Raw genomic sequence first — 14,735 nt, 5'->3', positions numbered from 1 at the left:
ATAGTTAATAACTCCGCGAGATCACTTTTCCTGTCTTCAAACGCAAGAGGCCGCGCCCAACCTGTGGGCGCGGCCTCTTGCGTTTAAAGCGAGATGGAGTAAAACCGCGAGCTATTAACTATTCATTATTAATTATTAACTACCAGCTGCTCTCCCCGCAGTTTGATGACATCCGCTTTGGGCGGTGCGCCAAACATGCGACTGTATTCACGACTGAAGTGGGATGGGCTTTCATAACCAACCCGGTAGCTGGCGGTAGCAGCTTCCAAGCCTTCATTCAGCATTAAACGGCGGGCTTCATGCAGGCGTAACTTCTTCTGGAACTGCAGTGGGGACATGCGCGTCACTTGTTTGAAGCTGTGGAACAGGCTCGACTCACTCATATTGGCTTCGTCGGCCAGCTCCTTGACCCGTAACGGTTCTGCATAGCGGTCTTTCAGGGTAGAGATGACCTGAGAGATGCGGTTTGCCTGCGAGTCTGCCGCAACGAATTTGCGCATTCGTGGGCCCATTTCACCGATCAGGGCGCGGTAGATAATTTCCCTGCGTGCCAGCGGCGCAAGGATAGGGATGTCATCCGGTGAATCCAGCAAGCTTAGCAAGCGGAACAGGGCGTTCTGCATGCGATCATCCATCTGTGACATACACAGGCCGCAGCCGACTTCCGGGCAGGGTGTATGGGGGTCATAGCTGCCGACCTTGTCACCCAGCTCGAGTACCAGATCGGTCACTTCCTGGGTATCGACGACGACTTTGGCCGCAAGATAGGGTTGATCCTGGCAAGCGTCCACAATCTGCCCAAGCACGGGGAGGTGAACTGAGTTGGCCAGATAGCTTAGTGGACCGTAGACGATTTCCCTGTCGCCTAGCTGGACAGTTTTGGTGCCTTGAATAATAAAGATCAGTGAAGGCTCATAAACGGTGGATGCGCAGCTGGTCAAGGCATCCGAACGGAACAGATCGACCCCTTCAATGGCGCTATGATGCATGCCATTACCACTTGTCCAGCGATGAACAATTTGGGCAAGTTGTCGTTGCGGACTGGCGCTAAGGTTTTTGGGAAGCTCTGGAATCGTGGATGTCATGACATGCCCTCCTGTTGGGCGCAGTATAGGCCTGCACCCCACCTGGTGTGGGGTTATTCATACATTTTCTGCAGAATTAGGCAATCACTGCGCAGGAACCGACAACCCGGCGTGCCGGATGCGGGGGATTCGGCAACCCTGTAAGGCTGGCGGGATTCTGCGTCGCGCTGATTTCCGCACTATTTGTCAATCCGCTCTATCCGACTGTATTTGCTTGAATTAAAGGGTGAATCAGGGGCGGAGAGCATCAGGTATTTCTATTGCCAACGAGCGCTCCCGCTTGTCACTTGCCTGAAACCACACTGCCATCGTACGGGAACAAAGCCGCTGACAGGGTGGCTTCCTGCCCTTGTGACGTTAGCTATACAGAATCAGGCAAGCTTTGCGCAGTAACCCGCTATCACCTCACGACCTCGATTCCCTACTGTATCCATCTGCCTGTTAATCGCCGGATGCACTGATTTGTGCTGACCCCTCTTTGAGAAAACGGCATTCGATATGGCTATGACGGTGATAGGGAAAATCGCGCAATGATAGCAGTTGACCTCAAGTTAGGTTGAGGAAATAGAGTCTGCATGCTCTAGCGGACGGCGCTTTCTATTACCGGCTTTTACTGGACGGTGTCGATTCGCCTCCGTCGGGTTCGACTGATTCTGAGAAGCATGTTCTGGGTACAGCGGGAGTATAGGCATGGAAAGTTTAAATGGTGAGACCGCCAGTGGTGCGGGAATGATGTGGGGGCTGGTAGTGATGCTGGCCGCAGTGGTGTTTCTGGCCGGTTGCGATGCGCGCAGTGAGGCTGAGGGTCATATGCCTGCTCCTGAAGTGGATGTGGCGGAAGTGCTCGAAGAGCCCGTGACGTTATGGGAGTCATTTACGGGCAGGGTCGTCGCTCCGGAAACCGTCGAGCTGAGGCCTCGTGTCAGTGGTTATATTGACAAGGTTGCCTTTGACGAAGGTGAGCTGGTGGAGGCAGGGGATCTGCTTTTTCAGATAGATCCGCGCCCGTATGAGGCAAGATTACAGGCGGCCAAGGCTCAGCTGGCACAGGCCAGAAGCCAGCTGGCGCTGGCACAAAGTCGAGCTGAACGGGCGACGTCGCTGCTGGAAAGCCGGGCAATTTCCCGTGAGGAATACGATCAGCGCAATGCCGAACTTCTCAGCGCTAAAGCTCTGGTGAATGCGGCGGATGCAGAACGGTACACCGCCCAGCTTGATCTGCAGTACACCCGCGTCACGGCACCGGTCAGCGGCCGTACCGGGCGGGCTATGGTGACGCGTGGCAACCTTGCCAGTGCCAACCAGACGTTGCTGACCACCGTGGTGTCTGTGGACCCGATGCACGTGTATTTCGATGCGGATGAACAGGCCGCCATGGATAGCCAACAGGTGCTTGCCGAGGGGAAGTCGCCGCTGGTGCGGATCGGGCTGGCCGGGGAGACCGGGTTTCCGCACCAGGGGAAGCTGGATTTTATCGACAATCGCCTCAACGCGAGTACCGGGACGCTGCAGTACCGGGCCGAGCTGGCCAACCCGGATGGCATTTTTAAACCCGGCCAGTTTGCCCGTGTGCAGTTGCCGGTTGCCGATCTCGAAACCGCTGTGCTGGTAAGTCGAAAGGCCGTGCTGACGGATCAGGATCGCCGTTTTGTCTATGTGGTGAACCAGGACAATGTGGCGGCCCGTCGCCAGGTAACGCCCGGCCGTTCGGTGGATGATTTGTTGGTAATCCGTGACGGTCTCAACAGCGGTGACCGTGTGATTATCAATGGTGTGCAGAAGGTGTTTTTTGATGGCATGCCAGTGCAACCGCAGCAAGTCGCAATGAAAGATCAGGACGCAGCTCCGGTCATGCAGACCCCGAGTGAGGTGGCCGCGGTACAACCGTGATCCGATAGCAGCAATTCACGCACGCCGGACTGTACCCCGGCATCCATTGGGAACGACACAGGGCAGCAGCGCCGAATGACAAGGTGCTGCTGGCAGGAGCTTTTTGCCATGAATTTTTCCCGCTTCTTCGTCGACAGGCCGATTTTTGCGGCGGTGTTGTCGATCATTATCTTCGCGGTGGGGTTGATCTCGATACCCAGCCTGCCGGTGAGTGAATACCCGGAAGTGGTGCCGCCGTCTGTGGTGGTGCGTACGGTGTACCCCGGTGCCAACCCGAAAGTCATTGCCGAAACCGTGGCCACCCCACTGGAAGAAGCCATCAACGGGGTCGAGGGCATGATGTACCTTAAATCCGTGGCAGGTTCCGACGGCGTACTGCAAATGACGGTGACGTTCCGTCCGGAAATTGACGCCGACGATGCCACGGTCAGGGTGCAGAACCGGGTTAGCCAGGCGTTGGCACGTTTGCCTGAAGACGTGCGTCGGCAGGGTGTCACCACCCAGAAGCAATCCCCTACGTTCTTGATGGTGGTCCACCTGACGTCACCCGATGGCCGCTACGATACGCTGTACCTGCGCAACTATGCACGCCTGCATGTGCGTGATGTGCTGGCGCGTATCAATGGCGTTGGGGAGGCTCAGGTCTTTGGCGGTGGTGATTATGCCATGCGTGCCTGGCTGGATCCGGACAAGGTAGCATCACGGGGACTGACCGCCAGCGACGTTGTGGCCGCCATGCGCGAACAGAATATCCAGGTGTCTGCTGGTCAGTTGGGGGCAGAGCCCATGCCGGGCAGCGATTTCCTGACCTTGATTAATGCGCAGGGTCGACTACGCACCGTGGAGGAATTCAACGACATCGTTCTCAAGAGCGGTGCTGATGGAGAAATTGTCCGTCTCTCTGATGTGGCGCGCCTGGAACTGGGGGCCGGTGACTATACCTTGCGCTCCCAGCTGGACAGCAAGGATGCGGTGGGCATCGGTATCTTCCAGGCGCCGAATGCCAATGCGCTGGAAATTCGTGACACCGTGATCGCGGCCATGGATGAGCTGGCCACCCGTTTCCCGGAAGGGGTGCAATACGAAACCGTTTATGACACGACAATCTTTGTCAGTGATTCCATTCGTTCAGTAGTCAAGACGCTGCTGGAAGCGATCTTGCTGGTGGTGCTGGTTGTCACCCTGTTCCTGCAGACCTGGCGTGCTTCGATTATTCCGTTGCTGGCGGTGCCCATCTCCGTTGTCGGTACCTTTGCTGCGCTGTATATGCTGGGCTATTCCATTAACACCCTGACCCTGTTCGGTCTGGTGCTCGCCATCGGGATTGTGGTGGACGATGCCATCGTGGTGGTGGAAAACGTGGAGCGAAATATCGAGGAAGGGCTGACGCCGCTGGCGGCGGCACATCAGGCCATGAAAGAGGTTTCCGGCCCGATTATCGCCATCGGTCTGGTGCTGTGTGCGGTCTTTATTCCCATGGCATTTCTGTCAGGGGTGACCGGGCAATTCTACCGCCAGTTTGCCGTTACCATCGCAATCTCCACGGTGATTTCCACGGTCAACTCGCTCACCTTGTCACCCGCTTTGGCGGCCATGTTGCTCAAGCCACACGATGCGCCGAAGGATCGCCTTAGTCGTATTATTGATGCCTTGTTTGGCTGGTTGTTCCGTCCGTTCAATCGTTTCTTCAATGCCAGTTCCGGGCGTTACGAGAATGGCGTCGGCCGTTCCCTGCGGCACCGTGGCGCGGTCTTTGTCATCTACGCCTTGTTGCTGGCTGGCACCGGTCTGATCTTCAAGATTGTGCCGCCAGGGTTTATTCCGGTACAGGACAAGATGTATCTGATCGCCGGGGTGAAATTGCCGGAAGGTGCCTCTCTGGAGCGTACTGATCAACTGCTGCAAAAAGTCACCGACATCGCCATGAGCACGGAAGGCGTGGCGCACTCAGTGGCATTTCCGGGCCTGAACGCGTTGCAGTTTACCAACACCTCCAATACCGGTGTGGCCTTCTTCCCGTTGGAACCGTTCGACAAGCGTGAGCGGACAGCAGAAGAAATTAATGCCGAGATCAATCAGAAAATCGCTGGTCTGAAAGAAGGGTTCACCTTCTCGTTCATGCCGCCGCCTATCCTCGGGCTGGGGAATGGTTCTGGTTACCAGCTGTTTATTGAGGACCGAGCCAACCTGGGTTACGGCGAGCTGCAAAATGCGGTGAATGCCTTCCAGGGTGCTGTGGCCCAGACGCCGGGCATGGGCTTTCCCATCACTAGCTATCAGGCCAATGTGCCGCAGCTAAATGCACAGGTGGATCGTCTTAAAGCCAAGGCGCAGGGCGTACCGATAACCGAACTGTTCGACACCCTGCAGACTTATCTTGGCTCGGCGTACGTGAACGATTTCAACCAGTTCGGCCGCACTTGGCAGGTGATTGCCCAGGCGGATGCGCCGTTCCGGGATGACATTGCCGATATCAGTCGTCTGCGTACCCGCAATATTCATGGCGAGATGGTGCCGATTGGTTCCATGGTCACTGTCACCCAGGATTTCGGCCCTGACCCGGTGTTGCGCTACAACGGTTACCCCGCAGCGGATCTGGCCGGTGAGGCAGACCCACGGGTGTTGTCTTCTGCCCAGGCCATGGAAGTGTTGAACGGCATTGCCGAACAGGTGCTGCCAAACGGCATGACCTTCGAGTGGACTGACCTGAGTTACCAGCAAGCCACCCAGGGGAATGCAGCGTTGCTGGTCTTTCCTCTGTCGATCCTGTTGGTGTTTCTGGTGCTGGCAGCATTGTACGAAAGCTGGACCCTGCCGCTGGCGGTCATCCTGATCGTGCCCATGTGCATGCTGTCCGCGTTGATGGGTGTGTGGTTCTTCGGTGGCGACAACAACATCTTTGTTCAGGTTGGGCTTGTGGTTCTGATTGCACTGGCCTGCAAGAACGCCATTCTGATCGTGGAGTTTGCCCGCGAGTTGGAAATGCAGGGCAAGGGCGTGGTGGAAGCGGCACTGGAAGCCTGCCGGTTGCGTCTGCGACCGATCATCATGACGTCCATTACCTTCACGGCGGCAGTCGTGCCGCTGGTGCTGGGCAGTGGTGCCGGTGCAGAAGTGCGCCAGGCGCTGGGCGTGGCACTGTTCTTCGGCATGCTGGGGGTTACCCTGTTCGGGTTGTTCCTGACGCCCGTGTTCTATGTTGCCTTGCGCAAGCTGGCCGGCAGTAAACCACCGGTAAGCCACAATGCCAGCACCCTTGAGGGTGGTGCCCATGGCTCGCTGACAGAAGGAGATCAACATGCATAAATCCGTGTGGATGGCTGCTGCGCTGCTAGTGTTATCCGGTTGTGCTGTCGGCCCCGATTATGAAAAACCGCAAACGCCTGAGCCGGAGACGTTCAGCGCGGAGCATCAGGCTGGCGATTTTCCGCTGGCAGAGCAACGTTTCTGGCAAGGGTTTGACGATCCGTTGTTGGCGGAGCTGATTGGTGAAACGCTGGTGGCCAATTTTGACCTGCAGGGTGCAGTCGCTCGTTACGATCGCGCCGCGGCTTTGTTGTACGGTACTCGTCGCGAACAGTGGCCAAGCCTGACTGTCAGCGCCAGCGGTGCCGAGCAACACCTGGCTGATGTGGAGCGCACTCCGGCGGGTGCGGGGCCGGAGCGAGTTGAGGTCTATCAGGCGGGTCTCAATGCCAGCTGGGAGCTGGATCTGTTTGGTCGTTTGCGTCGTGCAACAGAATCACAAAAGGCAGAGTTGGCTGCGTCTGGTGCAGATGTGGGAGCGTTGCAGGTGGCGTTGGCTGGGCAGCTGGCCAATACCTACTTCGAATTGCGCGGTCTGCAACAGCGTCTGCTGGTAGCAGAACAGAATGTGATCCTGCAGGAAGAGACGCTGGCGATTGTTACGGCACGGCTGGATGCCGGGCGTGGTACCGAGTTTGATCAGGTGCGGGCACGGGCGCAGCTGGAGCGAACTCGTGCTGCTCTGCCCAGTTTGCGAGCGGCTATCCAGGTGGCCATGCATCGCATCGCTGTGCTGACAGGCCGGTCCCCTGCGGCGCTGCTGGCAGTGTTGTCGCCGGTGCAGCCGTTACCGGATAGCGTGCCGGTGATCCCTGTGGACAGCCCCGCGGAGGTCTTGCGGCGGCGGCCGGATATCGCGGCGGCGGAACAGCGATTGGCGGCGGCAACAGCACGAGTGGGCGTCGCAACGGCAGACCTTTTCCCTCGGTTTACGTTGAGTGGCTTGCTGGGTTCGGTGGCCACGGATAGCAGTGATCTGTTCAGTGGTTCGGCAGAATCCCGTCGTGTGGCATTGGGCGTCGATTGGACCTTTCTGGACTATGGCAAGGTGCGGGCACGTATCGAGGCATCCGATGCGGATAGCCGGGCGGCCTTGGCGGCCTACCAGCAAGCGGTGCTGTTGGCGCTGGAAGAGGCGGAGAGTCGGTTGGTGAGTTACCGTGAAGCGCGTGCCCGGGCAGAGCGCTTGATGCTGGCATCGGAGGATGCTGGGCGTGCCGCCGAACTGGCTCGCACCCGCTATGAACGGGGTTTTATCGGTTATTTTGAAGTGCTGGCGGCGGAGCAAGAGCTGACCGTTATCCGCGATGCTGAGGTGCGCGGTCGAACCAATGAAGTCCAGGCGATGGTGGCCGTTTACCGTGCGCTTGCCGGTGCGCCACAGCCACAACAGCATGAGGGACTGGCAGTCGCGCAGACTCCATAAGATAAGGGAGGCTCCCCAGAGCAGACGGTCAGGCAATCCCGTATCATGCAGATTGTATAACGAGCCTCTAAATAACGCCTCGCGTACTCAGCGTGCAAGGAATTATTCAGAGGCTCCTTAACCGGCCCTAATTGATCAAGGAAGCAGCCTGATGATTGTTCGTGACCGCCCCAACGCGATTGCGTTGCTGTTTACGCTGCGCGGTTCCATTGTCCCGGAAATTCTGCCCCATATCCTGAGTGTTGCCCTGTTTGCGATCGGGTTGACGATCATCAGCCGTTTCCAGCTTTGGCCCATCAGTGATCTTACGGTGATGCCATTTACCTTGTTGGGTATTGTCCTCTCGATTTTGCTGGGTTTTCGAAACAACGCTGCTTACGACCGTTGGTGGGAGGCCCGCAAACAGTGGGGCCAGATGGTCTATGAAATTCGCAGTCTGGCTCGTGCCAGTAGCGCGCTATTGGGTAAGCACGATCCGGTACAGCGAGCACTGCTGATGCGAATTCTTGCTTACGCCCATGCATTGAAAGCTCAACTCAGAGAGGAGCCGGAGCGGGAGAACCTGGCGTATTGGGTTGGGGCGCCTGCACTTGCTGAAGCTCGCAAGCGAGCGAATCTTGCCGATGCCTTCATAGCCCAATCCGGCGAGTTGCTGGGGGAGCAGTATCGACAGGGAAGGTTAGACAGCATAGGGCTGAAATTGCTGGAAGAGCGGCTGACGGCACTCAGTGGTATTCAGGCGGCTTGTGAGCGGATTGCATCCACGCCTTTGCCATTCGCGTACACCCTGCTGGTACATCGTACCGCTTATGTTTATTGCTATTTGCTTCCCTTTGCCCTGATCGGTGGAGTGGGTTGGGGTGCCCCCGTTCTGGTAGCTGCCGTTGCCTATACTTTTTTTGGTATCGACAAATTGTCAGAACACCTTGAGACCCCATTCGGCCGCGCCCCGAATGATCTTCCTCTGGACGCCTTGTGCCGTATCCATGAAATTTCTGTGGCTGATGCTTTAGGTGAGCAGGCCCCGCAACCGTTGCCGGTGAAATTATTCCAGTTGCAGTAACCATGATGTGGTGGCGGGCACGTTGCTTTACCCAATATGGGGTAAGCCAGCTGCGGCGTGGCCTGCTATCGTTGATGCAGACTGGATAGTGGTGATCCTGCTGAACGTTTCTGCTGGGGAAACGTTCCCCAGAACGGATGTTGCTGGCTATGTCATGGCCCTGTCATATCGGCTCGAGATCCTTGCTGCGCCAGATTTCTGTCGTGAGGCTTTTCAATAAATCGGCAGAAAGCGGATGAAAGAGCATCGTTGTTGTAGTAGTTTTTGTCAGGATTTTCAGGGAGAAGGGATGAGGTCTTGCGTAAGGAAGCGTCTGTCCTCTTGTCTGAATTCTTTTGAACGTTTAATTGGTTAAAGGGGTTGTATCAATGCAGTGGTATCTTGCTGTTCTCAAAAATTACGCAGGTTTTTCCGGTCGAGCACATCGCACCGAGTATTGGATGTTTGTCCTGTTCAACATCATTATTTCTTTCGTGCTGGGCTTTGTTGAGGGCTTGTTTGGTGGTCCGGGCATCCTGGGTTTGATCTATAGCCTGGCAGTGCTGATTCCTGGTATTGCGGTGGCCATTCGTCGTCTGCATGACACTGGACGTTCCGGCTGGTGGCTGCTGATCAGCCTGGTGCCTGTTGTAGGCTTTATCGTGCTTCTGGTGTTCATGGTTCTGGAAGGCGAAAGTGGTGCCAACGATTACGGCGATGCTCCCGCAAAAGCCTGATCGCAAGCGTAAAAAAACGGCGCCCTGGGCGCCGTTTTTTTTGTCCTGATAATGCTAGATCACCTCGAATGTCATCCCTGCACGTTGCTTGAGACGTTTTAGTAGCGTCTCTCCCATCAGCGATGCGGTGGTCCAGAAGCCGCCGGGTGCTTCAGCGGAAATATCCTTGGCCAGACAGGCGGCAGACTCTCCCAGTAGCTTGGCGGTTGATCCATAGCCCGGATCAGCATCGCCGGTGACTTTCACCTTGATGGTTTCTCCCTTGGTGGTGTGGCCGACCAGACGGATATCATAGAAGCCGGCTTTCTGGGCTTCCGGGCTGGGGCCTTCCCCGGGTTGCGGCACCACGAATTTGTTCAGCGCCCAGCGAGTGGGGGCCAGTGCAGCAGCACCAAAGAACAGGCCGGTGCCCACTCCAATGCCAAGCGCTTTCAGGCGGCCACTGACGCCGTCACCGGTGAGCATGCCTTCGTTGTAGGTCATCTCGGTACTGTAGTCGTTCAGCGCATTGGAGCGGTGAACAACGCGGCTGTTAATGGCGTCCATCACAAAGGGCGCGACCCACGCTTTCTGGTCGTCATCGTATTCCGGCATGGTGATGCTGTGCTGACGGGCGGTCAGTTTGTGATTAGGCGGGCACAGCAGGTAGGGGTTGGCCAGTTTCTTGCGCAGCGCCGGATCTTTGCCGGCTTCCTCCGCGATGTTCATCATGCTGGCAACGGTACCGCCGGATACACCACCCTTGGCCACTTTGACGCGCATGGCAACGCGGATTGCCGGTGCCTTGAATTGCTTTTGTGCCTGCTGTTGCAGGAAGAAGGTGCCCATGTCGGAAGGGATGGAATCAAAGCCGCAGCAATGGACGATGCGTGCGCCGCTCTTCTTGGCAGTGGCTTCGTATTTTTCCAGCATCTCTGCAATCCACTGGGCTTCACCTGTGAGATCACAATAGTCCGTCCCGCTTTCGCTGCAGGCCCGGATCATAGGCTCACCGTAAAGGGCATAAGGGCCTACGGTGGAGATGATGACTTGCGTTTGTGCACACAGCGCATCCAGGCTGGCAGGATCATTGGCGTTGGCTGTGAGCAAAGGCAGAGTGCTGCCAGCGTTGCCGAGGCCCGCTTTGACCTGCTCGAGTTTATCCTTGCTGCGGCCGGCCGCGGCCCATTTCAGGTCTCCATCGACACCGTAGGTGTCAGTGAGGTACTGGCACAGAATCTGGCCAACGAAGCTGGTTGCACCAAAGACCACCACATCAAAGGGGGCGTCGCTCATGAGAACTCCTTGTTCAGTCGGGCTGAGTCGGTTCAGAGGAAAAGAGTATCGAAGAAGCGGAGCAATGTAAGGGGGGAACGGTGAAAAAGACGAGAGGTGAGTGGCCGGTGTCGTTTTTTGCGACACCGGCGACGGCAATCAGGGCTGGATATTGTACTGACGGATCAGCTTGGCCTGTTTGCGAGGGTGGAAATTGATGTTGTCTGCACGGTTGCCAGCATGGGCAAGCAGGCGCTTGTCCATCACCCGAAACCACAGCGGAGGAATGTAGCTGAGCAGGAACATGCCAAAGTAACCATTGGGCAGGGTGGGCAAATTCTCGAAATGCCGCAGGCTCTGATAACGGCGTGCCGGGTGGGCATGATGATCGGAGTGTCGCTGCAGGTGAAACGAGGCCCAGTTGGAGAACATGTGATTGCTGTTCCAGCTGTGGTGCGGCTGGGTGCGTTCATAGCGGCCATCGGGCAGCTTGTGGCGTAGCAGGCCGTAGTGTTCCACATAATTGGCGGAGGTCAGCTGTAGGTAGGACCACAGGGTAACCGCAGCAATGAACGGCACCATCTGCCAACCAAACAGGGCGATCAGGCTGCCCCACAGGACCAAGCTGATCAATGCGGGTTGCAGAATCTCATTGTGCAGCGACCAGACGGCGCGACCCTGTTTTTTCAGTCGGTTGGCTTCCAGTTCCCAGGCGCGGAAAAAGGCACCGGGAATTTCACGCAGGGCAAAGCCCCAGATGGTTTCCCCCATGCGTGAGGAGGCCGGATCTTCCGGGGTGGCCACATCACGATGGTGTCCCTTGTTGTGCTCGATAGGAAAATGACCATAGCCCAGTGGGGCCAGCACAATCTTGGCCAGCCAACGTTCCAGAGTGGTTTTCTTGTGGCCAAGCTCATGGCCAAGATTCAGGCCCGCGGCACCGCAGATAGTGCCTGTCAGTAACACCATCGCCAGCCAGCCATGGAACGGAAGGACATGAGTGCCCACAAACCACATGCCGAACAGGTAAGCGCCAATCAGAATGGGCACCAGTGCATAGGTCATGTAGCGGTAGTAGGCATCGGCTTCCAGCTGAGGGACGACCTCCTCCGGAGGGTTGCTGAGGTCCTCACCGATCAGCATGTCCAGCAGAGGAATGATCAGATAGTAGAACACCAGCGGCAGCCACAGGGTGAGGGCTTCTCCGGTGGCAAAGTAAAGGATGGGGCCAAGAAAGACGCTGCCGGGTACCAGTAGTGAAACCATCCACAGTGGCCGTTTGCGATCGCGGTATTCCACGCCAGAGGGGCCAATAAATACACCTGCCTTGCTCATGGTTATTGCCTCATTTTTGTTGTGCATTGCAGGCATGATGCGCTGGGCGTGAGCGAAAGAGCACCGCCAGAAATGGCATTAAATCGTCATATAGTGACAAGATAAACAGAATGTTTTAGCGTGTAGCCTCTACTTGCCTGCAGGTGTCACGCATGGACCCCGTCGCCACGGAACGCCTCAAACCCGGTATTCACCCTACCTACAGCCGCCTGCTGTGTGCCTGGCTGCAAGGGCAGGGGTATGCGCAGACGGATATTTTCAGCGGGACGCGGCTGCAATGGGCTGAGCTGGTGAATGAGCACCGCTACCTCAGTCTGGACGAGCTGTCACGCCTGATACGTCGTGCCCGTGAGCTCACCGGGCTGCAGGGCGTAGGGCTGGAGTTGGGCTGTGCCACCTCGGTCTCTGCCCATGGCCCTCTCGGCTATGCGGTGGTGTCCTCTGCGACATTGGCTGACATGTTGTCTGTGCTGGAACGGTTTGTGTCCATCCGCATCCGGTGGGTCGCGCTCACGTTGACCCAGGAGCCTGATGCGGTGCGCCTCGATGTGGTTGAGACGGTGGCGCTGGAGGATTGTCAGGAGTTTCTTCACGGTGCGCTGCTGGGGACCTTTGTGCAGATGGTCAGGGCAGTGATGCCCAACCAGACTGCTCGCCTTGCTGTGGCGCTGCCTTTTTCCGAGCCAGGCTTGCTGGCACGTTACTCTGGTTTGCTGGATTGCCCGATGACGTTCGGTGCGCCCGGTTTTTCCATTTCGCTCCCCAGGGATCTGTTGGCCATGCCGTGCCTTACTGCGGATGCGGCGACCCATCGCAATGCGATTCGTGACTGCGAACATCAGCTGGCCACGTTGCAGCGGGGCGGTCCCTTGAGTCAGCAGATCAGTATTGCCTTGCTGGATCAGGTGGGTGAATTCCCGACCATGGAAGTGATGGCAGAGCGTTTTGCCATGTCGCCACGGTCGCTGATTCGCAAACTCAAGGCGGAAGGGACGAGTTACCAGCAGCAGCTGGATGCAGTGCGCAAGGATCTTGCCTTGTGGATGTTGCAGGAGACGGCGATGCCAATAGAACAGATAGCCGAACGCCTCGGCTATCAGGATACCTCTAACTTCAGTCGTACCTTTCGGCGCTGGTTTGGCCAGACACCCCTGGCCATGCGCAGGGATGTCGGAGCCTGATAAACGTCAGGGCTGTTTGAGAGTGAAGTCCACCTTGTCGCGCACGGCGCAATCCGGGCAGGACCAGGTGTCGGGGATCTCAATCCAGTGTGTGCCCGGCGCGAACCCCTCGCTTTCATCCCCCTGACTTTCATCGTAAACGTAACCACAGTTGGGGCACTCAAACTGGTGAAGCCGATCTTGCTCCTGTTCAGCCTTGCGGGCGGCGGCAAGAGCAACCTCGTCGACGGAAGGGTCAGAGTCGGCACTGTGATAGGTCACGGGTTCTGCGCGCCATTTGGCCAGCAGGGCGTCACGTTTTTCCGGCTGCAGGTTAGCCTTGGTGAGATCGCCCTTGAAGTGCTTATAGACCAGCGGATCCATTTTCTTGAACCAGACAAAGGGCAAGTAGGCCGGGATCAGCATGGAAGCATAGCCGGAAGGTAATTGCGGGCTGTCATCAAAATGGCGCAGCGCCTGAAATCGTCGGGTGGGGTTGGCGTGGTGATCGGAGTGGCGCTGCAACTGATACAGAAACAGGTTGGTCACAATGTGGTTGCTGTTCCAGGAGTGACGCGGCTGACAGCGCTCATAACGGCCGCGTTCATCTTTTTGTCGTAGCAGGCCGTAATGTTCCATGTAGTTGATCACTTCCAACAGTGAGGCTCCGTAAAAGGCCTGAAGCAGCAGGAAAGGCAGAACGATCCAGCCAAACCAGGCGGTCAGCAGTACAAAAAGCACCACCGTCATCAGCCAGGCCTGTAGATTTTCGTTTTTGAGCGACCACAGCGGTTGCTCGCAACGCTCCAGCCGTTGTGCCTCGATATGCCAGGCCGATTTCAGGCTGCCGATCATGGTGCGTGGCAGGAACTGCCAGAAGGATTCACCCATACGCGAACTGGCAGGATCTTCGGGGGTTGCCACATTTTTGTGGTGCCCCTTGTTGTGTTCCACAAAGAAGTGGCCATAGGCCACCGGTGCCAGGGTAACTTTAGCCAGCCAGCGTTCCAGCTTGCCTTTCTTGTGGCCCAGCTCATGGGCGGTGTTGATGGCGATACCGTTTACTGCCCCCACACTGAGGATCAGGCCGGCGATTCCCCACCAGGGGGCATTCCCCTGAGCGACAATCCAGGCCCCGAGAATAGTGGCCAGGTATTGGGTGGGAATGTAAGCGTAAACAATCAATCGATAGTAACGGTCGTCTTCCAGTTCCTGTACGGCGGATTCCGGAGGATTGTTGGTGTCGGTGCCGATGACCCAGTCAGCAAAGGGAATGAGTCCATAGACCAGAATCGGCCCACCCCATAACAACACTGGCCATGACCAGACAAACTGGTAGATCAACAGCAGAGTCAGGGCGAGTACCGGAATCCCGGGGCTGAGCAGCCACAGGTAACGCTTGCCATCCTGCCAGGACGTGGATTGAGTGTGTGCGAAAGCCATGGTTCACCTCGACAGTTGAACGCCGTCTTTCTCTTTCACCGTAAACCTGTTTTTGTG

The 14,735-nt window shown here is 57.0% G+C and carries 10 protein-coding genes; 6 read left to right on the top strand and 4 right to left on the bottom strand.

Going from position 1 to position 14,735, the window contains the following annotated elements; genetic code table 11:
- Positions 1-128: 128 nt before the first annotated feature.
- Positions 129-1,085: an AraC family transcriptional regulator gene (locus Y5S_RS08460; RefSeq protein WP_035232165.1), complete on the bottom strand. Its 957-nt coding sequence runs from the start codon at positions 1,083-1,085 to the stop codon at positions 129-131.
- Positions 1,086-1,775: 690 nt separating this feature from the next.
- On the opposite strand from Y5S_RS08460, the gene Y5S_RS08455 reads away from it, so the two are divergent.
- From Y5S_RS08455 to Y5S_RS08430, 5 genes are all read left to right on the top strand, one after another.
- Positions 1,776-2,975, top strand: coding sequence for an efflux RND transporter periplasmic adaptor subunit (locus Y5S_RS08455; RefSeq protein ID WP_035232164.1), 1,200 nt, complete (start codon positions 1,776-1,778; stop codon positions 2,973-2,975).
- A gap of 108 nt (positions 2,976-3,083) precedes the next feature.
- Positions 3,084-6,281, top strand: a complete 3,198-nt coding sequence (locus tag Y5S_RS08450) for an efflux RND transporter permease subunit (protein WP_035232163.1) — start codon at positions 3,084-3,086, stop codon at positions 6,279-6,281.
- Complete coding sequence (locus tag Y5S_RS08445) at positions 6,274-7,707, top strand: efflux transporter outer membrane subunit (protein ID WP_035232162.1); 1,434 nt, start codon at positions 6,274-6,276, stop codon at positions 7,705-7,707. The genes Y5S_RS08450 and Y5S_RS08445 overlap by 8 nt, the downstream gene beginning before the upstream one ends.
- A gap of 151 nt (positions 7,708-7,858) precedes the next feature.
- The gene (locus tag Y5S_RS08440; protein ID WP_035232161.1) at positions 7,859-8,770 is read left to right on the top strand and encodes a bestrophin family protein; all 912 of its coding nucleotides are present in this window, start codon (positions 7,859-7,861) and stop codon (positions 8,768-8,770) included.
- A 368-nt stretch (positions 8,771-9,138) separates the two neighbouring features.
- Complete coding sequence (locus Y5S_RS08430; protein WP_035232158.1) at positions 9,139-9,486, top strand: DUF805 domain-containing protein; 348 nt, start codon at positions 9,139-9,141, stop codon at positions 9,484-9,486.
- A gap of 54 nt (positions 9,487-9,540) precedes the next feature.
- Here the strand turns inward: Y5S_RS08430 and Y5S_RS08425 are convergent, their stop codons facing one another.
- Both Y5S_RS08425 and Y5S_RS08420 read right to left on the bottom strand, forming a co-directional pair.
- Positions 9,541-10,761 (bottom strand): saccharopine dehydrogenase family protein, encoded by a 1,221-nt coding sequence (locus Y5S_RS08425; RefSeq protein ID WP_035232157.1) that lies wholly within the window; start codon positions 10,759-10,761, stop codon positions 9,541-9,543.
- 138 nt (positions 10,762-10,899) lie between these two features.
- Positions 10,900-12,075: an alkane 1-monooxygenase gene (locus Y5S_RS08420; RefSeq protein WP_035232155.1), complete on the bottom strand. Its 1,176-nt coding sequence runs from the start codon at positions 12,073-12,075 to the stop codon at positions 10,900-10,902.
- A 152-nt stretch (positions 12,076-12,227) separates the two neighbouring features.
- On the opposite strand from Y5S_RS08420, the gene Y5S_RS08415 reads away from it, so the two are divergent.
- Positions 12,228-13,256, top strand: a complete 1,029-nt coding sequence (locus tag Y5S_RS08415) for a helix-turn-helix transcriptional regulator (protein WP_035232153.1) — start codon at positions 12,228-12,230, stop codon at positions 13,254-13,256.
- 6 nt (positions 13,257-13,262) lie between these two features.
- On the opposite strand, the gene Y5S_RS08410 is transcribed toward Y5S_RS08415, so the two are convergent.
- Complete coding sequence (locus Y5S_RS08410; protein ID WP_035232151.1) at positions 13,263-14,678, bottom strand: fatty acid desaturase; 1,416 nt, start codon at positions 14,676-14,678, stop codon at positions 13,263-13,265.
- Between the last annotated feature and the right edge of the window lie 57 nt (positions 14,679-14,735).

Source organism: Alcanivorax nanhaiticus (genome assembly GCF_000756665.1).
GTDB classification, from domain to species: domain Bacteria; phylum Pseudomonadota; class Gammaproteobacteria; order Pseudomonadales; family Alcanivoracaceae; genus Alcanivorax; species Alcanivorax nanhaiticus.
Note: the sequence above shows the minus strand (reverse complement) of the source record. Positions and strands in the feature narration are given on the sequence as shown.

Coding starts and splice junctions, on each gene's coding strand:
- Y5S_RS08460 (WP_035232165.1), bottom strand. CDS start 1,085: ATGACATCCACGATTCCAGAGCTTCCCAAAAACCTTAGCGCCAGTCCG.
- Y5S_RS08455 (WP_035232164.1), top strand. CDS start 1,776: ATGGAAAGTTTAAATGGTGAGACCGCCAGTGGTGCGGGAATGATGTGG.
- Y5S_RS08450 (WP_035232163.1), top strand. CDS start 3,084: ATGAATTTTTCCCGCTTCTTCGTCGACAGGCCGATTTTTGCGGCGGTG.
- Y5S_RS08445 (WP_035232162.1), top strand. CDS start 6,274: ATGCATAAATCCGTGTGGATGGCTGCTGCGCTGCTAGTGTTATCCGGT.
- Y5S_RS08440 (WP_035232161.1), top strand. CDS start 7,859: ATGATTGTTCGTGACCGCCCCAACGCGATTGCGTTGCTGTTTACGCTG.
- Y5S_RS08430 (WP_035232158.1), top strand. CDS start 9,139: ATGCAGTGGTATCTTGCTGTTCTCAAAAATTACGCAGGTTTTTCCGGT.
- Y5S_RS08425 (WP_035232157.1), bottom strand. CDS start 10,761: ATGAGCGACGCCCCCTTTGATGTGGTGGTCTTTGGTGCAACCAGCTTC.
- Y5S_RS08420 (WP_035232155.1), bottom strand. CDS start 12,075: ATGAGCAAGGCAGGTGTATTTATTGGCCCCTCTGGCGTGGAATACCGC.
- Y5S_RS08415 (WP_035232153.1), top strand. CDS start 12,228: ATGGACCCCGTCGCCACGGAACGCCTCAAACCCGGTATTCACCCTACC.
- Y5S_RS08410 (WP_035232151.1), bottom strand. CDS start 14,678: ATGGCTTTCGCACACACTCAATCCACGTCCTGGCAGGATGGCAAGCGT.